Source organism: Streptomyces sp. NPDC059524 (assembly GCF_042749255.1).
Taxonomy (GTDB): domain Bacteria; phylum Actinomycetota; class Actinomycetes; order Streptomycetales; family Streptomycetaceae; genus Streptomyces; species Streptomyces xanthii.
On record NZ_JBHYTK010000028.1, the window covers coordinates 22452 to 41350 of the forward strand.

Consider the following 18899-nt stretch of genomic DNA (forward strand, 5'->3'; position numbering starts at 1 on the left):
CGGAGCGGGAACGCGGAAGGGCCCGGCACCCCTGAGGGTGCCGGGCCCGACTGGTTGCCGAGAGGGGGAGGGTTACGCCTCGAAGACCTCGCGGACCAGCTGCTCCTGCTCCGCCTGGTGGCGCTTGGCCGAGCCGACCGCGGGGGACGAGCTGTGCGGCCGCGAGATGCGGCGCAGGCGCTCACCGTGCGGGACGTCGGCGCCGACCGCCAGGTCCAGGTGGTCGATCAGGTTGAGCGCGATGAACGGCCAGGCACCCTGGTTCGCCGGCTCCTCCTGGGCCCAGATGTACTTCTCCGCGTTCGGGAACTTGGCGATCTCCGCCTGGAGTTCGGCACCCGGCAGCGGGTAGAGACGCTCGACGCGGATGATCGCGGTGTCGGTGACACCGTTCTTGACCCGCGAGGCCTCCAGGTCGTAGTACAGCTTGCCCGCCACGAAGACGACCTTGCGCACCGCGTTCGGGTCGACGGACTCGTCGCCGATGACCGGACGGAAGCCGCCCGAGGTGAACTCCTCCACCTTCGACGCGGCGGCCTTGAGGCGCAGCATCGACTTCGGGGTGAAGACGACCAGCGGCTTGTGGTGCGGGTTGTGCACCTGCCACCGCAGGAGGTGGAAGTAGTTCGACGGGAGGGTCGGCATCGCGACCGTCATGTTGTTCTGCGCGCAGAGCTGCAGGAAGCGCTCGACGCGGGCCGAGGAGTGGTCCGGGCCCTGGCCCTCGTAGCCGTGCGGGAGGAGCAGGGTGACGCCGGACGTCTGGCCCCACTTCTGCTCGGCGGCCGAGATGTACTCGTCGACGACCGACTGCGCGCCGTTGACGAAGTCACCGAACTGGGCTTCCCACATCACGAGGGACTCGGGACGCGCCAGCGAGTAGCCGTACTCGAAGCCCATGACCGCGTACTCGGAGAGCAGCGAGTCGTAGACGTTGTAGCGGGCCTGGTCGGGGGAGAGGTACAGCAGCGGGGTGTAGTCCTCGCCCGTCTCACGGTCGATCAGCACCGCGTGGCGCTGGCCGAAGGTGCCGCGGCGCGAGTCCTGGCCGGACAGGCGGACCGGGGTGCCCTCCAGGAGGAGGGAGCCGATGGCGAGGGTCTCGCCCATGCCCCAGTCGATCGTCCCGTCCTCGATCATCGAGGCACGGCGCTGCAGCTGCGGCAGCAGACGCGGGTGCACCGTGACGTTGTCGGGGATGTTGACCTGGGACTCGGCGATGCGCTTGACGACCTCCTGGGAGATCGCGGTCGTCACGGCCACCGGGAACTCGGCCTGCGCGTCCGGGACGTGCGCCTCGACCGGAGCCGACACGGCCTCGCGGACCTCGGTGAAGACCTTCTCCAGCTGGCCCTGGAAGTCCTGCAGCGCCTGCTCGGCCTCTTCCAGCGTGATGTCGCCGCGACCGATGAGGGACTCGGTGTAGAGCTTGCGCACCGAGCGCTTCTTGTCGATCAGGTCGTACATCAGCGGCTGCGTGAACGCCGGATTGTCCGACTCGTTGTGACCGCGGCGGCGGTAGCAGATGAGGTCGATGACGACGTCCTTGTTGAACGCCTGGCGGAACTCGAAGGCCAGACGGGCAACGCGGACGACGGCCTCGGGGTCGTCGCCGTTCACGTGGAAGATCGGCGCCTCGATCATGCGGGCCACGTCGGTGGCGTACATGGAGGAGCGCGAGGACTCCGGGGCGGCGGTGAAGCCGACCTGGTTGTTGATGACGATGTGGACCGTGCCGCCCGTGCGGTAGCCGCGCAGCTGCGACATGTTCAGCGTCTCGGCCACGACGCCCTGGCCCGCGAAGGCCGCGTCGCCGTGCAGGGCGACCGGCAGGACCGTGAAGTCCGTGCCGCCCTTGTTGATGATGTCCTGCTTGGCGCGGACGATGCCCTCGATGACCGGGTCGACCGTCTCCAGGTGGGACGGGTTCGCGGCCAGCGAGACCTTGATCTGCTCGCCGTCCAGGCCGGTGAAGGTGCCCTGGGCGCCCAGGTGGTACTTCACGTCGCCGGAGCCGTGCATCGACTTCGGGTCGAGGTTGCCCTCGAACTCGCGGAAGATCTGCGCGTACGACTTGCCCACGATGTTGGCGAGGACGTTCAGCCGGCCGCGGTGGGCCATGCCGATGACGACCTCGTCGAGGCGGGCCTCGGCGGCCGAGTCCAGTACGGCGTCGAGCAGCGGGATGACGGACTCGCCGCCCTCCAGCGAGAAGCGCTTCTGGCCGACGTACTTCGTCTGCAGGAAGGTCTCGAAGGCCTCCGCCGAGTTCAGCCGGCGCAGGATGCGCAGCTGCTCCTCGCGCTCCGGCTTGGCGTGCGGGCGCTCGACACGGTCCTGGATCCACTTGCGCTGCTTCGGGTCCTGGATGTGCATGAACTCGATGCCGACGGTGCGGACGTACGAGTCGCGCAGCACACCGAGGATGTCGCGCAGCTTCATCATCGACTTGCCGGCGAAGCCGCCGACGGCGAACTCGCGCTCCAGGTCCCACAGGGTGAGCCCGTGCTCGTTGATGTCCAGGTCGGGGTGCTTGCGCTGGCGGTACTCCAGCGGGTCGGTGTCGGCCATGACGTGGCCGCGGACCCGGTAGGAGTGGATCAGCTCGAAGACGCGCGCCGCCTTGGTGACGTCGTCGTCGTGCGAGGCGTCGATGTCCTTGAGCCAGCGGACCGGCTCGTAGGGGATGCGCAGGGCCTTGAAGATCTCGTCGTAGAAGCCGCTCTCCCCGAGGAGGAGGTTGGCGACGATGCGCAGGAACTCGCCGGAGGCGGCGCCCTGGATGACCCGGTGGTCGTAGGTCGACGTGAGCGTCATGACCTTCGAGATGCCGAGCTTGTTCAGCGTGTCCTGGGAGGTGCCCTGGAACTCGGCCGGGTAGTCCATCGAGCCGACGCCCATGATGACCGACTGTCCGGGCATCAGGCGCGGCACGGAGTGGACGGTGCCGAGGCCGCCCGGGTTGGTCAGGGAGACCGTGACACCGGAGAAGTCGTCCATCGTCAGCTTGCCGTCGCGGGCGCGGCGGACGATGTCCTCGTAGGCCTGCCAGAACTCGAAGAAGTTCAGCGTCTCGGCCTTCTTGATGCCGGCGACGACGAGCTGGCGGTCGCCGTTCGGCTTCACCAGGTCGATGGCCAGACCGAAGTTCACGTGGTCCGGCTTGACCAGCGTCGGCTTGCCGTCCTTCTCCTGGAAGGAGTAGTTCATCGACGGCATGGCCTTGATGGCCTGCACCATCGCGTACCCGATGAGGTGCGTGAAGGAGATCTTCCCGCCGCGGGCGCGCTTGAGGTGGTTGTTGATGACGATGCGGTTGTCGAACAGCAGCTTCACCGGGACGGCACGCACGGACGTGGCCGTGGGGACCTCGATGGACGCGTTCATGTTCTTCGCGACGGCGGCGGCGGGACCGCGCAGCGTCACGAACTCGGGGCCGGCGGGGGCCTCGGTCGTCACGGGTTCAGCCTTCTTCGGTGCAGGAGTGGCAGGTGCGGCGGCGGCCGGCTTCGCGGCGGCGGGCGCGGGCTTCGCGGCGGGCGCGGCGGCAGCCTGTGCGGGAGCTGCGGCGGCGGACTGCGCGGGAGCCGGGGCCGGAGTGGCGGCCGCCTGCGGGGCAGGCACGGGGGCGGCCGGGGCGGGCTTCGCGGCCGGCTCGGTCGGCGCAGCCCCCGCGGCTGCGGCACCGGGCTTGTAGTCGGCGAAGAAGTCCCACCAGGCTCGGTCAACCGAATTCGGGTCCTGGAGGTACTGCTGATAGATCTCGTCGACGAGCCACTCGTTGGGGCCGAAGGCCGAGGCAGGGTCCTTGCCCTGCCCGCCTTGGTCGGTCTCGGTGGAGATGCTCGAGTTACTGGGGGACTGTGGCGACACGGCGTGAACCGCCCTCTTCCGCTTCTCACAAGGTGATGGACAGCGGGAATAAAGGCTACGCCTCCAACCCGGGAGAGTGCAGACCGGGCAGGGCATCCGTCGCGTAAGTCACACCGGAACTTGTGTTTCGGGCTGGGAAATGGCGGGAAACAACCGGGGTTTGCGTACGCTCGGACCCGCGCCCGGCGCGTTCGGGTACGCCTCGGCGCGGCTTGACCTCCGCCTGACCGAAACCCTACGTCAACTTTGCGGGCGGGGCTCTCCCGGAAGAGTGACCTTGATGCGGCAGCCGCGCGTCGATTCGGCCACGCCGATCCGGCCGCCGTGCAGCTCCACGGCCCAGCGGGCGATGGCGAGGCCGAGACCGGTGCCGCCGTCCCCCTTGCCCTTGGTGTTGTCGCTCGCGTCGCCCCGGTTGAAGCGCTCGAAGACCCGGTGCCACTCGGACTCCGGGATGCCGGGTCCCTCGTCGAGGACCTCCAGGTCCAGGGACTGCGGATAGGGCCCGCGCCGGGCCCGTACGGTGACGCGGCCGTGCGGCGGGGAGTGCTTCACCGCGTTGTCGATGAGGTTCGCCACGACCTGGTGGATGCGCTCCGGGTCCGCGTACGCGGTCAGCTCCGGCGGCGTCACGTCCAGGTGCAGATGGACGTCCGTACGGGTGTGGGTGCCGGAGCCGGAGGCGATGCCCGCGCGCTGCGACACGGCCATGTTCGCTTCCTTGAGCACACCGGACAGATACGGCCAGACCTCGAAGCGGCGGGCCTTCAGCGGGACCACACCGTTGTCGAGCCGGGACAGGTCGAGCAGCGTCTCGACGAGCCGGCCGAGCCGCTCCGTCTGTTTGAGCGCCGTGCGCATCGTCTCGGGGTCGGCGGCCATGACGCCGTCCACCACGTTCTCCAGGACCGCGCGCAGGCCCGCGATGGGGGTGCGCAGCTCGTGCGAGACGTTCGCCACGAGTTCCTTGCGGTGCTGGTCCTGCGCGGCCAGCTCGTCGGCCATGCGGTTGATCGTCACCGCGAGGTCGCCCAGCTCGTCACGGCGGTCGGCGCCCCGCACCCGGCGGGTGTAGTCGCCGTTGGAGATCGACCGGGCGACCGTGTTCATCTCGTCGAGCGGCGCGGTCAGCGAGTGCGCCACGAACTGCGTGATCAGCAGCGTCGCGATGATCGAGAACACGGTGATGAAGCGCAGCTCCGTCGCCGTGTACATCGCCACCATGAGCAGGCCCGTGGTGATGAAGACGGAGACGACGACCAGGGTGCCGAGCTTCGCCTTGATCGAGAACGGCCGCAGGCCGCCGGACGCCCAGCCCGGATTGAGCGGCGGCCGGTGGCCCCGCGTGTGCGGCGGCCGGTCGCCTGAGCTCATGGCGTCGGCGTCTCCAGGGCGTACCCGACACCGTGCACGGTGCGGATGCGCTCCGCGCCGATCTTCCGGCGCAGCGCCTTGATGTGGCTGTCGACGGTGCGGGTGCCCGAGGCGTCCGCCCAGTCCCACACCTCGGCGAGCAGCTGCTCGCGGGAGAGGACCGCGCGCGGCGTGTTCGCCAGGCAGACCAGCAGGTCGAACTCGGTGGGCGTGAGGTGCACGTCCTCGCTGCGCACGCGCACGCGGCGCTGCGCGTGGTCGATCTCCAGCTCGCCGAGCCGGAGGATGCCGCTGCGCGGGGTGGCCGCGGCGAGCGCGGCCCGCTCCATCCGGCGCAGCAGCACGTGCACGCGGGCCGCGAGCTCCCGCATGGAGAACGGCTTGGTCATGTAGTCGTCGGCGCCCACGCCGAGCCCGACGAGCATGTCCGTCTCGTCGTCGCGCGCGGTCAGCATCAGGACCGGTACCGGTCGCTGTGCCTGCACGCGGCGGCAGACCTCGAGCCCGTCGAAGCCGGGCAGCATGATGTCGAGGATCAGCAGGTCGGGCTGCCAGGCCTCCGCCGTGTCGACCGCCGCCGGACCGTCCTGTGCGGTTTGCACGAGGAATCCCTCGGCCCGCAGCCGGGCGGCGATGGCGTCCACGATCGTGGGATCGTCCTCCACCACGAGGACCCGTCGCTGGGCACCCGGGGTCGCCGTGCTGCCGTTGTGGGAGGTGTGTGTCTGCTCCATCGCCCCGCCCCTGAATGCACGCCGTCGTGACGCGCTTGACGCTTGAATGATCTGGGTTTCGGGCGCCAGCCTACGGGGAGTTACCGCCGGTCGGCTACGCGGCCCGTACTGCGAGGTGCACCACGTCGGGTACGCCTCGGACAACGGGGATCTCTTCGGTGCGGACCCCCCGGAATCCGGCATTCCACAAGGTTTCTTCGAAATCCCCGGAGGGCTGCGCGGACCACACCGCGAGCACCCCGCCGGGGTTCAGCAGGGATTTGCAGGCGGACAGACCGGCCGGTGAGTAGAGGCTCCCGTTGTCCTCGGTGACGGTCCAGTCCGGGCCGTTGTCGATGTCCAGGCAGAGGGCGTCGTAGCGCTCTGCGGCGGCGTGTACATGCCGCACGAGGTCGGCCTCGACGATCTCCGTACGGGGGTCGGCCAGAGCCCGCGCGGACAGCTCGCGCAGCGGTCCCTCGCGGTGCCAGCGGATGATCGCCGGCTCGCGCTCGACGACGGTGATCCGGCCCCAGAACGGGTCGGCCGCGGCGTGCGCCAGGGAGAAGCCGACGCCGAGACCGCCGATCAGGACGTGGGGACCCTCACATTCCGCGCCGAGCGCGTCCCGCGCCGCGTCGACCAGCAGCCGCTCCGAGCGGCCGTCGGAGGTGTCCATGAGGAAGGTGCCGTTCGCGATGATCTGGAGCAGGTCGCCGTGGCGGCGCAGCACGACCTCGCCGAAAGGGCCTTCGCGGCGGTCCAGGACGACGGGTGGATCGGACGGGAACGGGCTCGTCGTGGTCGTCATGCGGCCCATTCTTCCGGATCACCCCGCTCCGCCGGGGGCGATCGGCGGACCTCGCCGGTCGCCAGCAGGGGCAGGGAGCACCCGGGCCGTGACCGGTCAGTCCCGCCGTTCGCCCGGCGGGCGCGATCCCTCGTACCGGACGCGCGGGGCCGCACGCCCGGCACGCACGCCGGGGCGCCGCCGCGCCCTTCGCGCCGGGCGGAGGGGCCCGCCGCGCGTCTTCCCGGCGGGCGGGACCTCGCGGACAGGGCCTAGGGTGTCGGTGCGCCCGGGCCCCGTGCCCGCGTCGCCCCCGCCACCGGCAGGGGGCGCCCCACGGGGTGAGTGTGGGGGGTTGATCGGCAGGAAAGGGGTGTCCCACGTGAAGGCACACGTGCACACCGAGACCCGCCGGGCCCCCGCCCGCGCCCCGCTCGACGGCATCCCCGCCCAGCCCGGCGCCCCCGACCGGGAGCGGAGGCCGGCCGCCCGGCGGCGGCTGCGGCCCTGGCGGCTGCTGCCCACGCCCACCGGGACCCCCTTCACCTTCGGCTACGCCTGCCTGCTGCTCGGCACGTCGCTGTTCATGGAGTTCGGCGACCCGGACACGGTCGCCGCCGCGCTGCGCGGATCGAGCACCGACGTCGCCCATCTGGCCGAACATCCCGTACGCGTCCTGCTCGCCAGCGCCCTGTGGATCGCCGGCGGCCTCACGTCACCCTTCGTGATCGCCTTCGTCGTCGTGCTGACCGCGCTGGAGCGCCGCATCGGCGGGCTGCGCGCGGCCGGTGTCTTCCTGCTCGGCCACGTCCTCGCGACGCTGGCCACGGAGATCCCGGTGGGCCTGTCCGTCATGGCGGGACACCTGCCGCACAGCTCCCTGCACCGGCTCGACTACGGCATCAGCTTCGGCGTCGCCGCCAGCATCGGCGCCCTCGCCGGTCTGCTCCCGCGGTGGCCCCGCCGGCTGGTGCTCGCCGCCTTCGCGGCGACGCTGGTGCAGGACCTGCTCACCTTCGAGGACCCGATGACCGGCTGGGGGCACCTCCTGGCCCTCGCGATCGGCGTCACGATCTGGCCGCTGGTACGCCGCCGGTACCGCTCCTCCCGAACCGCACCAGGCAGTGCCACAGCTGCTTGACGTACTGCAGCACCTCGTCCGGCGCCCCGTACGCCGACCAGCCCTCGGGCTCCCGGGCCGCCGAGGCCGCCGCGCGCCCGACACAGGCCGCGTCGATCCGCCCGCCGTCCGAGAACTCCGCCCGCACCCGCCCCACGACCGGCACCACCCCCGGCCCCCGGAACGCGGCGATCTCCTCGTCCGGCACCTCCGGGCCGAGCACGAACCCGCCGTGCCACTCGACGGGCAGCCCGAGACCCGCCAGCAGCTCGCCGGTCTCGGTGCCCCGGAACGACGGGTCGAGCACCAGCGCCTCCGCGTCCGTGCGCAGGTCCACGTCTCCGTGCACCTGCGCCTCCACGTAGAAGTCGAGCGAACGGCCGGGGCCGCGCGGTGCGGCCGGGGTGCCCAGGGCGCGGATCTCCGCCGCGGGGTCCGCCCCGGCGAGCCCGAGCGACTGCCCGCTCTCCACGGCGTCGGTGAGCAGCGCGGCGAGCACGGAGTGCAGGGCGTCGGCCGTGCCCATGTCCGCGGGGCCGACGTGGCTGTCGCCGAAGCAGAAGGTGGCCCGCTCGGTCGCCTCCGGGCGCAGCCGCACATGGCAGGAACCGAAGCGGGGCGCGGCACCGTCCGGGTGCCGCATCACGTTCAGTGCCCCGTACTTGGGCCGCTCCGCGGCCGTCGCGCCCGCGTACGCCCCGCCGAACAGGGCGTGCTCCCAGTCGTCGCGCAGTCCGCCCGGGTGCGCGGTCCGGCTCCCGTTCGAGAGCCCCGTCTCGTACTGGCCCCGGTAGCGTCCGTCCGCGGCGAGCCCGGCCGCGACCGTGGTCCGTCCGTCGGCGAGCAGCCGGTCCGGGTGGAAGTTCAGCGTCACGCGCGCGTGCCGGCGCACCAGGGCGATCAGCCCCTCGGCCGCGTCCTCGTCCACCCCGCACCGGGCCAGCCGTGCGAGCGCGTCCTCGCGGCCGGCCAGGGCGGTCGCTCGCAGGGCTCGCAGGGCGGCGTCCTGGGCACGGGTCAGCGGGGTCACGGGTGCGCTCATGCCCGGATTCTTCGGGCCGCGGTGCCGTCCGGGCAAGCGAGTTTGTGCCGGGTCAGGCCGCCGTCGCGGGCCGGCGCCGGGCGTTGGTCAGCGGGGCCACGGTGCGCCAGCCCAGGGAGCGGTAGAGGAACTGGCCCGCGGGGGTCCCCGCGAGGACGCCGCGCCGGGCGCCCCCGGCGCGGGCCGCCGCCTGGAGGGTGCCCATGACGACCCTGCCCAGGCCCCGGCGCCGGTGGTCCTCGGAGGTCTCGATCATGTCCACCACCGTGCTCGCCCCGGTCGTGGCGGTCTGGCCCCGGGCGGCGAACGTGCCCTCGGCGTCGGTGACCAGGACGCGGGTCACGCCGTCACGGGTCCAGGTGCGCACCCGGTACCCGGCCGGGGGCGCGGGCGGCTCGGCGCCGGTCAGCTCGGCCGTCATCAGGACGTCGCCGAGGTCGTAGGGCTCCCACTCGGGGCCGAGCCACGGCAGCACGCGCTCCGGGTCGGCGAAGACCTTGAGCTGGGCGCCCGTCCCGCGCACGGACCGGGCGGCCTCGCGCACGTCGCCCTCGCGCACGCCGTCGTTCACGGCCCCCAGGACGTGCCGGCTCACGTGCGACTCCAGGCCGACGTGGACCGTGAACCCCCAGGGCTCGGCGGACGGGGGAGCGGCCCCGCGCGAGAGCACCCAGCCGTCGACCCAGTCCCGTACCCGCGCGTCGGCCGTCATGCCGCCACCCCCGATGTAATAGGCCATGCCCTGGTGCATGCCTTACGCGGAGCAGCCTACGGAGCCCTCGTCGAGCCGGGCCAGATGTGATCGCTCACAGCGAACGGGGTCCGGGGAACATTCGGCGGCCCCCACGCATTGAGTCGACATAGCTCAACTTGACTGCCGAAGGGGAGATCATGGCTTCGACGTCCACACCGCTCACCCTGCCCGTGCTGCCGCTCGACGACGAGGTGGTACTTCCCGGCATGGTGGTGCCGCTGGACCTGAACGACACCGACGTACGCGCCGCGGTGGAGGCCGCACAGGCCGCCGCGCGGTCCAGTGGGGACAGCAAGGCGAAGGTGCTGCTTGTTCCGCGGATCGACGGCACGTACGCGAACACCGGCGTGCTCGGCACCGTCGAGCAGGTGGGACGCCTGGCCGACGGCGACCCCGGCGCGCTCATCCGCGGCCGCGGCCGCGTGCGCATCGGCGCGGGCACGACCGGCCCCGGCGCCGCGCTCTGGGTCGAGGGCCTGACCGTCGAGGAGACGCTGCCCGACCCGCTGCCCGGATCCGTGACCGAGCTGGTCACCGAGTACAAGGCGCTCGCCACGAACTGGCTGAAGAAGCGCGGCGCCTGGCAGGTCGTGGACCGCGTCCAGCAGATCGACGACGTGTCCGCCCTCGCCGACAACTCCGGCTACTCGCCGTTCCTGAGCACCGGCCAGAAGGTCGAGCTCCTGGAGACCGCCGACCCGGTCGCCCGCCTCAAGCTCGCCACCGCCCAGCTCCGCGAGCACCTCGCCGAGCAGGACGTCGCCGAGACCATCGCCAAGGACGTCCAGGAGGGCGTCGACAAGCAGCAGCGCGAGTTCCTGCTGCGCCGCCAGCTCGACGCCGTCCGCAAGGAACTGCGCGAGCTGAACGGCGAGCAGGAGGGCGAGGAGTCCGACGACTACCGCGCCCGCGTCGAGGCCGCCGACCTGCCTTCGAGCGTGCGGGAGGCCGCCCTCAAGGAGGTCGACAAGCTGGAGCGGGCGAGCGACCAGTCGCCCGAGGGCTCCTGGATCCGCACCTGGCTCGACACCGTCCTCGAACTGCCGTGGAACGACCGCACCGAGGACGCCTACGACATCCAGGGCGCCCGCTCCGTCCTGGACGCCGAGCACTTCGGGCTCGACGACGTGAAGGAGCGCATCACCGAGTACCTGGCCGTGCGCAAGCGCCGTGCGGACCGCGGCCTCGGAGTCGTCGGCGGACGACGCGGCGGCGCGGTGCTCGCCCTCGTCGGCCCGCCCGGCGTCGGCAAGACCAGCCTCGGCGAGTCCGTGGCGCACGCCATGGGCCGCAAGTTCGTCCGCGTCGCCCTCGGTGGCGTCCGCGACGAGGCCGAGATCCGCGGCCACCGCCGTACGTACGTCGGCGCCCTGCCCGGCCGCATCGTGCGGGCGATCAAGGAAGCCGGCTCGATGAACCCGGTGGTGCTCCTCGACGAGATCGACAAGGTCGGCTCGGACTTCCGGGGCGACCCGGCGGCCGCCCTCCTGGAGGTCCTCGACCCGGCGCAGAACCACACCTTCCGCGACCACTACCTGGAGGTCGAACTCGACCTGAGCGACGTCGTCTTCCTGGCGACGGCGAACGTGCTCGAAGCCATCCCCGAGGCCCTGCTCGACCGCATGGAGCTGGTCCGCCTCGACGGCTACACCGAGGACGAGAAGGTCGTCATCGCCCGCGACCACCTGGTGCCCCGCCAGCTGGACCGCGCGGGTCTCGCCGAGGACGAGGTCGTCATCGGCGAGGACGCGCTGCGCAAGCTGGCCGGCGAGTACACGCGCGAGGCCGGCGTGCGCAACCTGGAGCGGGCCGTCACGCGCGTGCTCCGCAAGGTCGCGGCCCAGCACGAACTCGGCGAGCGCGAGCTGCCGTTCACCGTCGGTGAGGGCGATCTGCGCGAGCTGGTCGGGCGGCCGCACCACGTGCCCGAGTCCGCGCAGGACCCGGCCGAGCGGCGCACGGCGGTGCCCGGTGTCGCGACCGGTCTCGCGGTGACCGGAGCGGGCGGCGACGTCCTCTTCGTGGAGGCGTCCCTGGCCGACCCGGAGACGGGCGCGGCCGGACTGACCCTGACCGGTCAGCTGGGCGACGTCATGAAGGAGTCCGCGCAGATCGCGCTCTCCTTCCTGCGCTCGCACGGCGCCGAACTGGAGCTGCCCGTCGCCGACCTGAAGGAGCGCGGCGTGCACATCCACTTCCCGGCGGGCGCGGTCCCCAAGGACGGCCCGAGCGCCGGCGTCACCATGACGACGGCCCTCGCCTCGCTCCTGAGCGGCCGGCAGGTCCGTACGGACGTGGCGATGACCGGTGAGGTGTCGCTGACCGGGCGCGTGCTGCCCATCGGCGGCGTGAAGCAGAAGCTGCTCGCCGCGCACCGGGCGGGGATCACGACGGTGATCATCCCGAAGCGCAACGAGCCGGACCTGGACGACGTCCCGGCCGAGGTCCTGGAGAAGCTGGACGTCCACCCCGTGACGGACGTCCGCCAGGTCCTGGAACTGGCCCTCGCCCCCGCCTCGGCGGACCTGGAGATCCCCGTCGCGGCGTGACACCCGCACACCGCAGGCCCGGCCCCCTCGTGGGGCCGGGCCTGCGGCACGTCCGGCCCGGACCGCGCTCAGGGCAGGAGCCAGCCCCGTATCGCCGCCTGCACGCCCGCCTGGAAGCGGGTCTGCGCGTTCAGCTCCCGCATCAGACGGGTGATCCGGCGGCGCACCGTGTGCACATGGATGTCCAGGCGGCGCGCGATCGCCTCGTCCTTCAGGCCCGAGGACAGCATCGTCAGCAACTCCCGGTCCACGTCCGAGATCCGCTCCGGCCCGGCGGCCCCGATCGGCACCGCCCGCTCCCACAGCGCGTCGAACAGCGGCACCAGTGCGTTGCCCAGCAGAGCGTCGCTCACCACCAGCGCCGAGGCCGTCGGGTCCGCCGCGTCGGTCGGCGGCAGCAGCGTGATCCGCCGGTCGACGGTGAACATCTTGGTGGGCAGGTCCGCGCCCAGCCGGATCTGCACCCCCTGCTCCGCCAGCTCGTTCAGACCACGGGCCCGGCCGTGGAAGCTCAGCCCCTCCCGGTCGACGATGGCCCGCACCCGTGCCCCGCGCCGCACCGGCGCCCCCATGTCCAGCGGCGTCGGCATGCCGTCCGGCTGGCTGGAGGCGTACGGCGGCCGGTCGATCAGCGCCACCTCCTCGCGCGCCGACAGCAGCAGCGCGGCCACCCGCTCGGCGATCGCGGGACCGCCCCGCACCGTCTCGATGCCGATCTCCCGCGGATCCTGCGCCGTGCTCATGAGCTGCGCCGAGATCCGGTCGACGGCCCCCGTCAGCTCCTCCAACTCGGCCGAGCGGCGCAGCAGTCGCGCCTGGTGCCGGTGGAGCAGAGCGCGCAGGGCCGTCGCCGGGGCGACCGGCTCGGGCAGCGCCGATCCTGCCGTGGGCCGGGTGAAGTCGTGTGCGGCCAGCTGCTCCAGGGCCGCCGTGACCCGACGGACCGGCAGACCGAGGGACTGGGCGAACGCGGCACGGGACAGCTGCTCCGGCCGGTTGAGCAGGGCTTCGTAGACCTGGAGTCCGTCGGCGTCGAGCCCGAGAGCCTCCCACTGCGCGTCCAGCTCGGTCTGTCTCACGGCCCGATTCTCATCCGGTCCGTGTAGGCCACACAAGTGTGTACGCACACTAGTGACCAGCGACGACTCATTGTCGACAGCCGTGTCCCGGCCTTTGCATGTCCGCGTTCGGTTTCCGTTCAACCGCCAAGGGCAGCGAAGGGATCAGACGTGCGGACTTCAGTGCGCAGAAGCAGAGGGGACCGGCCGGGCGGCATAGCCGTCGGCCAGGCGGTGGCGACGCTGCTCGCCACCGCCGGTCTCCTGACGACCGGCATGGCGGCCGCCCATGCGGACACCGCGGCACCTGCCGCTGCCGCCACCGCGAAGCCCGGGACCGACACCCCGGCACTGGTGACCGGCCTGCACGAGGAGGTCCCGGCGACCGGCACCGCGGCGGACGCGGCGCGCGGCCACCTCAAGGCCAAGAAGTCCCGGTACCGCATCGAGGACACTTCGTCGCAGGACCTCGCCTCGCTCGGCACCACGACCGACCGCGGCGGCCGGCAGACGGTCCGCTTCCAGCAGAAGTACCGGGGCGTCGACGTGCTCGGCGGCCAGTACGTGGTCCGGATGACTAAGAAGGACGGCAGGCGGACCGTCACGGGCACCTCCGGCAGCTACTTCACCCGGCTGAAGCTCCCCTCGGTCACGCCGAAGGTGTCCGAGAAGGTCGCGGTGCAGCGCGCGGTCGCCGCCGCCAGCACCCGGCTCGGCGATGCCCCGCTGCACGCCCCGGCCAAGGGCAAGAAGCCCGGCGAGAACCCGCTCAGCGGCAAGGCGAACGGCGTCGTCGTCCTCCCGCAGGGCGACGGCGTGCTCGCCCGGCACATCACCGTCACGGGCACCGCCGCCGACGGTTCGCCGGTGCGGCAGGAGGTGTACATCGACGCGCACTCCGGCTTCCCGCTGCTCCAGTACAGCGGCATCCAGACCTTCGGCACCACGCACACGGCCGCCGGTGACACGGACGACGCGGCGCCGGCGGCGACCACGGACGAGGCCTCCACCGAGTCCGTTCCGTCGTTCGTCGTCGAAGGCTCCGGCACCCGCTACAACGGCCAGAAGGCCGAGCTCAACCTGTACAAGGGTTCCGACGGCACCTATCAGATGATCGACTACGGCTTGCGGACCGCGGAGGACCCGTTCAACGGCCCCATGCTGAAGACCTACGACGCCCGCGGCGTCGACGCCGCGTACGCGTCCGGCGTCTGGCCCAGCGGCGTCAAGGTCTTCTCCTCGGCCACCCCCGAGTTCGGAGCGGACGCCACCGACGCCGGTGCGGTGGACGCCCATTGGGCCGCCAACAAGGTGTACGCGTACTACAAGGATCACTTCGGCCGTAAGGGGCTCGACGACAAGGACGAGTACATCAACTCGCTCGTCGGCGTCACCGCCAACGGCGGCCCGTACAACAACGCCTTCTGGGACGGCACCAAGATGGTGTACGGCCAGGGCGGCGGCGACTACCGCACCTTCTCGGCGGACACCGACGTCGTCGGCCACGAGATGACGCACGGCGTCACCCAGTACACCGCGAACCTGGTCTACGTGGGCCAGTCCGGCGCGATCAACGAGGCGATCTCGGACTACTTCGGCAACGCCATCGACCTGGAGGCGAACGGCCAGTCGATGGACGACCCGGACTCGGGTCTGCTCGGCGAGGACCTGTGCACCACGCTCGGCCCGCGCGAGTGCGCCCTGCGTGACCTGAACAACGACATGACCACGCAGAAGGACTTCATCGGTGTCACCGCCCGCGGTGACAGCGGTGGCGTGCACCTGAACTCCCCGATCTTCTCGGGCGCGTTGTGGGACATCCGCAAGGCCGTCGGCGGCGACCTCTCCGACCAGATCGTCTACCGCGCGCTGACCTCCTACATGACGCCGCTGGACGACTTCACCGCGGGGCGTGCCTCGGTCATCGCCGCCGCGCAGGAACTCGGCGCCACCCAGGCCCAGGTGAAGACCATCGAGAACGCCTTCGCCCGGCACGGCATCGTGCCCGGCTGGGAGACCAAGCTCGGCACCGACACGGACACACTGCTGACCGGCGTCAACACCTACGCTACCGACGTCGGCGCGGGCGGCGGCAAGTACGCCGTCTCGCGCAGCAACGAGGACGGCAGCGAGCCGTACTCGGTGTGGCTGGGCGACACCTCCGGCAAGGGCGCGCCCCAACTGGTGAGCCCCAACAACGGTGACTACAACGTCTACGCGAACACCGATGGCAAGACCGTGGTGTGGGCCGATTACAGCAGCAACGGCGTCAAGATCATGGCTCGCCCGGTCGACGGAGGCCTCGCCAAGCAGGTCGACGGCATCGGAAGCGATGTCTCCGGGCTCGTCGTGGACGGCGACTACGTCGTGTACACCGCGACCAATCCGCAGTTCGGCGTGACGAACGTCCGGTACGTCAACATGAAGACCGGCGAGGTCGGTCTGGTCGACGGCGGCCGTCCCTACCACGTCTCGGGCCTGCCCTCCGTCAAGGACGGCAAGATCGCCTTCGCGGCGGTGACGCCCGACACGAACGGCGACGCCGTGCTCGGAATCAACGTTTTCGACGCGGCGACCGGCACCACCACGGCGATGCCCGTCAGCGACAGCGTGCAGAGCGTCGGCCAGACGGCCATCACCGACGACGGCGTCTTCTGGATCGAGGACACGGACCTGACCGACGGCGGCAAGGCGATGGTGCGCCGCGCCGGCCTCGACGGCACGAACCCCGTCACCGTCGTTCCCGAGTCCGGCAGCGGCTCGCTGTACGCCTACACGCTCACCGCCTCGGACGACGCGGTCACCGTGACCCAGTTGCCCCCGGCCACGAGCTGGGCCAATGAGACGCTGCCGAAGCTGTACCAGGTCGCTCCCGACGGCGAGGGCGGCCCGAAGCGCGTGTCCTGCAACCGCGGCGACCAGGCCTACGCGGCCGCCGACACCGGCCGGCGGGTCCTGTGGCTCGACGGCACCACCGGTTCCACCGATCTCGTGAGGCGGGACAAGCCGGTCGGCAAGTGCTGAGCCAGGCCACTGAGCGGGGCCGTTGAGCCGGACAGCGAGAGGGCCCGGGCGCGTACCGCGCGTCCGGGCCCTCGATCTTCCCTGCGCGCGGGTCAGCCGTTCGCGAGGGCGACCACGCGGTCCAGCGCGCCGTTGAACTTGTCGTGGTCGCCGACCGTCGGGCCGGACGACGTGTACTGCCACATCGTGTAGTAGCCCCAGCCCGCCGGGAGCGTGCCCACGGTGGAGGAGTAGCGGGCGATCCACAGCGGGTTGTAGGCCGCGAAGCCGCCGTAGTTGCCGGTGCACTGGGTCCACCAGCTGGTCGCCGTGTAGATGACGGCGTCACGGCCCGTGCGGGCCTTGTACTGGTTCAGGAAGTCACGGATCCAGGTGACCATCCCGCTCTGCGTCTTGCCGTAGCAGGCGGCGCCGTAGGGGTTCCACTCGATGTCGAGCGCGCCCGGCAGCGTCTTGCCGTCGCGGGACCAGCCGCCGCCGTGGTCCACGAAGTAGTTGGCCTGGGTGGCACCGCTCGTCGTGTCCGGCGTCGCGAAGTGGTACGAGCCGCGGATCATTCCGACGTTGTACGAGCCGTTGTACTGCTGCGCGAAGTACGGGTTCGTGTAGTACGTGCCCTCGGTGCCCTTGACGTAGGCCCAGCGCACGCCGCTGTTCCAGAGCGTCGACCAGGCCACGTTGCCCTGGTGGCCGCTGACGTCGACGCCCTCGGTCTGGGTGGCGCGGGTCATGGGCGGTTCGCCGGTGTCGCCGTCGTGGGCGGCGACGCCCATGCCCATGTAGGCCTCACCGCGCTGGGGGACGTCGCCCGCCTGCGCCGCGCCCGGCAGGGCGACGAGGAGGGAGAGGGCTGCGAGAAGGGCGCCGACCACGCCGAGGCGGGTCCGGCGGAGCGTCGTTCCGGGTCTGTGCACGGGCATGTGGGTGCCTCCGTAGGCCTCGTGGGGGATCAGGTGGGTGAGCTGATCAGGGACCTGTGCCGTTCCGTGCGGTCGCGCTGTGCCGTCGGGTGCCGCGGGTGGGGGTTCGCCTGCCGGCCTGGCGGTGTGTCCGTTCCATGACGATGGTGTGGACATGCCATGCATCACGCTACGCACGTAGACCCGAGCGAGGGAAGAGGGCCTGGAGGGTGCCGTTGGTCTACTCCTGCGAAATACTGACGGAGCTGCGGCGATGACGCGCGGCGGCGAGAACTTTCAGACAGGGAAACTCGGGGAACCTCAGTCCATGGCTGCTGACGTGCACGAAGACGGGAACGGCGGGCGACGGGACGCGGAACGGGACGCGTCCGCCGCATCCGCGCCGCAGGGTGTGGACCACGAGTTCCTCGCCCTGGAGCGGGAGTTGACCTACTTCCTGCGCCGCGCCCGGGCCAACTCCGGCGAGATGGCCCGGGAGGTGCACCCCGATCTCGAACCCTCCGCGTACGGACTGCTCGCCCGGCTCGAGGAGTGCGGCGCCCAGCGGGCCACCGAGCTCGCCGGCTACATCGGCGTCGGCAAGGCGACGATGAGCCGGCAGCTGCGCGCCCTGGAGGAGCTCGGCTTCGTCGGCCGCGAGCCCGATCCGGCCGACGGCCGCGCCTGGCTCGTCTCGCTCACCGAGCGCGGCCGCGAGGACTTCCGCCGCGTCCGCGACGCCCGCCGCGCGCGCTATGTGCGCCAGCTGGCCGGCTGGGACCGCCGTGAGGTCGCGGAGCTGGCCCGGCTGCTGCACCAGCTGAACGCGGGCGCCGAGTAGGCGCCGCCGCGCACGCTCACAGCTCCGCGTACACCAGCGAGGCGTCGTCGTGCGTCTTGCTGCGCCGCAGATACGTACGGGCCTGCGCGTCCGCGTCCTCCAGGGCGCGGACCCGGGCCACCACCGCCTCGGCGCCCTCCTTGCGGATCAGGGTGAACAGGTCCGTCCAGTCGCCCTCGTGGAACTTCTCCACCCAGCGGGTCACTCCGTCGGTCAGCGCGGCCAGCGCCCGCACCTCGGCGCGGGGGAGCGTGCCCGTCACCGCGCGGCGGGCGACGTCCGGGTCGGCGGCGGCGGTGAAGAAGCCGCCCTCCTTGTTGCGCACCGTCGCGTCGGCCACCGCGTCGGAGACCAGGGAGGCGCGCGGCACCCGGTCGAGCCGGTCGTCGAGCAGCGCGGTGACCGTGCCGTCCGGCGCCTCGACGAGCAACGCCGAGTCGGACAGCACGAGATGCTCCAGACGCTCCGCGTCCCAGCGCGCGAGCACGACGGTCGCCTGTGGCGTACGGGGGTGAGAAAGGTCACACGTGCCGCGGTGGGCGTCCGCGGTCCGCTCGATCGCCGCGGCCAGGATGTCAAACAACGTCATATCCCGGCGCGAAGCGGACAGTTCCGCGAGGGCGCCGCCGAGGCGGGCCGTGAACCAGGGGACGGAATGCAGACAGCCGGCGTCGCCGGAGGGTGGTGTGACCCCGTCGAGGACCACGAGCGACCCACCCTGCCCGGATGCCGGGAGCGCTACCGATGCGTAGTCCTCGTTCGGGCGCTCGGGGTCGCCGGGTTCCGTCGTCAGTTCGATGCGCATCCAGCCAGTCTGCATGAGTCTGCACGGAGCCTTCACAGGTGTGGCGGATGTCGGTAC

Annotated in this window: 13 protein-coding genes; 4 read left to right on the forward strand and 9 right to left on the reverse strand. The window is 71.6% G+C overall.

The features are described from left to right. Positions 1-72: 72 nt before the first annotated feature. The 4 genes from ACFW9D_RS11110 to ACFW9D_RS11125 all read right to left on the reverse strand — a co-directional run bounded on the left by ACFW9D_RS11110 (position 73) and on the right by ACFW9D_RS11125 (position 6780). Entirely contained in the window at positions 73-3873 is a 3801-nt protein-coding gene (locus ACFW9D_RS11110) for a multifunctional oxoglutarate decarboxylase/oxoglutarate dehydrogenase thiamine pyrophosphate-binding subunit/dihydrolipoyllysine-residue succinyltransferase subunit (protein WP_188336901.1), read from the reverse strand. A gap of 240 nt (positions 3874-4113) precedes the next feature. After that, on the reverse strand, positions 4114-5247 hold the full coding sequence (locus ACFW9D_RS11115; protein ID WP_223205946.1) for a cell wall metabolism sensor histidine kinase WalK: 1134 nt from the start codon (positions 5245-5247) through the stop codon (positions 4114-4116). Beyond that, entirely contained in the window at positions 5244-5981 is a 738-nt protein-coding gene (locus ACFW9D_RS11120) for a response regulator transcription factor (RefSeq protein WP_188336900.1), read from the reverse strand. Before ACFW9D_RS11120 ends, ACFW9D_RS11115 begins: the two co-directional genes overlap by 4 nt. A gap of 94 nt (positions 5982-6075) precedes the next feature. Further along, positions 6076-6780: a spermidine synthase gene (locus ACFW9D_RS11125; RefSeq protein WP_384620325.1), complete on the reverse strand. Its 705-nt coding sequence runs from the start codon at positions 6778-6780 to the stop codon at positions 6076-6078. 352 nt (positions 6781-7132) lie between these two features. On the opposite strand from ACFW9D_RS11125, the gene ACFW9D_RS11130 reads away from it, so the two are divergent. Then, complete coding sequence (locus ACFW9D_RS11130) at positions 7133-7891, forward strand: rhomboid-like protein (RefSeq protein ID WP_384620327.1); 759 nt, start codon at positions 7133-7135, stop codon at positions 7889-7891. On the opposite strand, the gene ACFW9D_RS11135 is transcribed toward ACFW9D_RS11130, so the two are convergent. Both ACFW9D_RS11135 and ACFW9D_RS11140 read right to left on the reverse strand, forming a co-directional pair. Continuing rightward, positions 7818-8912: a DUF3626 domain-containing protein gene (locus ACFW9D_RS11135; protein ID WP_188336898.1), complete on the reverse strand. Its 1095-nt coding sequence runs from the start codon at positions 8910-8912 to the stop codon at positions 7818-7820. The two genes, ACFW9D_RS11130 and ACFW9D_RS11135, sit on opposite strands and share 74 nt — an antisense overlap. 52 nt (positions 8913-8964) lie before the next feature. Then, entirely contained in the window at positions 8965-9651 is a 687-nt protein-coding gene (locus ACFW9D_RS11140) for a GNAT family N-acetyltransferase (protein WP_384620331.1), read from the reverse strand. A gap of 152 nt (positions 9652-9803) precedes the next feature. Between ACFW9D_RS11140 and lon the strand changes: the two genes are divergently transcribed. Continuing rightward, on the forward strand, positions 9804-12215 hold the full coding sequence (gene lon, locus ACFW9D_RS11145) for an endopeptidase La (protein ID WP_384620333.1): 2412 nt from the start codon (positions 9804-9806) through the stop codon (positions 12213-12215). Between the two features lie 68 nt (positions 12216-12283). On the opposite strand, the gene ACFW9D_RS11150 is transcribed toward lon, so the two are convergent. Next, positions 12284-13294 carry a LuxR C-terminal-related transcriptional regulator gene (locus tag ACFW9D_RS11150; protein ID WP_384620336.1) on the reverse strand — a complete coding sequence of 337 codons (1011 nt, stop codon included), beginning with the start codon at positions 13292-13294 and terminating at the stop codon, positions 12284-12286. Positions 13295-13444: 150 nt separating this feature from the next. Here ACFW9D_RS11150 and ACFW9D_RS11155 point away from each other — a divergent pair, with 150 nt between their 5' ends. Further along, positions 13445-16297 (forward strand): M4 family metallopeptidase, encoded by a 2853-nt coding sequence (locus tag ACFW9D_RS11155; RefSeq protein ID WP_384620339.1) that lies wholly within the window; start codon positions 13445-13447, stop codon positions 16295-16297. Positions 16298-16389: 92 nt separating this feature from the next. Here ACFW9D_RS11155 and ACFW9D_RS11160 read toward each other — a convergent pair whose 3' ends face one another. Then, positions 16390-17217: a lysozyme gene (locus ACFW9D_RS11160; protein WP_188336895.1), complete on the reverse strand. Its 828-nt coding sequence runs from the start codon at positions 17215-17217 to the stop codon at positions 16390-16392. Between the two features lie 319 nt (positions 17218-17536). Between ACFW9D_RS11160 and ACFW9D_RS11165 the strand changes: the two genes are divergently transcribed. Continuing rightward, the gene (locus tag ACFW9D_RS11165; protein ID WP_384620390.1) at positions 17537-18037 is read left to right on the forward strand and encodes a MarR family winged helix-turn-helix transcriptional regulator; all 501 of its coding nucleotides are present in this window, start codon (positions 17537-17539) and stop codon (positions 18035-18037) included. A gap of 16 nt (positions 18038-18053) precedes the next feature. Here ACFW9D_RS11165 and ACFW9D_RS11170 read toward each other — a convergent pair whose 3' ends face one another. Then, entirely contained in the window at positions 18054-18842 is a 789-nt protein-coding gene (locus tag ACFW9D_RS11170) for a protein phosphatase 2C domain-containing protein (RefSeq protein WP_188336893.1), read from the reverse strand. Positions 18843-18899 lie beyond the last annotated feature (57 nt).

Bases quoted from the DNA above. Each gene is read 5' to 3' on its own strand.
- ACFW9D_RS11170 (WP_188336893.1), bottom strand. From the start codon at position 18,842: ATGCGCATCGAACTGACGACGGAACCCGGCGACCCCGAGCGCCCGAAC.
- ACFW9D_RS11140 (WP_384620331.1), bottom strand. From the start codon at position 9,651: ATGGCCTATTACATCGGGGGTGGCGGCATGACGGCCGACGCGCGGGTA.
- ACFW9D_RS11125 (WP_384620325.1), bottom strand. From the start codon at position 6,780: ATGGGCCGCATGACGACCACGACGAGCCCGTTCCCGTCCGATCCACCC.
- ACFW9D_RS11160 (WP_188336895.1), bottom strand. From the start codon at position 17,217: ATGCCCGTGCACAGACCCGGAACGACGCTCCGCCGGACCCGCCTCGGC.
- ACFW9D_RS11120 (WP_188336900.1), bottom strand. From the start codon at position 5,981: ATGGAGCAGACACACACCTCCCACAACGGCAGCACGGCGACCCCGGGT.
- ACFW9D_RS11135 (WP_188336898.1), bottom strand. From the start codon at position 8,912: ATGAGCGCACCCGTGACCCCGCTGACCCGTGCCCAGGACGCCGCCCTG.
- lon (WP_384620333.1), top strand. From the start codon at position 9,804: ATGGCTTCGACGTCCACACCGCTCACCCTGCCCGTGCTGCCGCTCGAC.
- ACFW9D_RS11115 (WP_223205946.1), bottom strand. From the start codon at position 5,247: ATGAGCTCAGGCGACCGGCCGCCGCACACGCGGGGCCACCGGCCGCCG.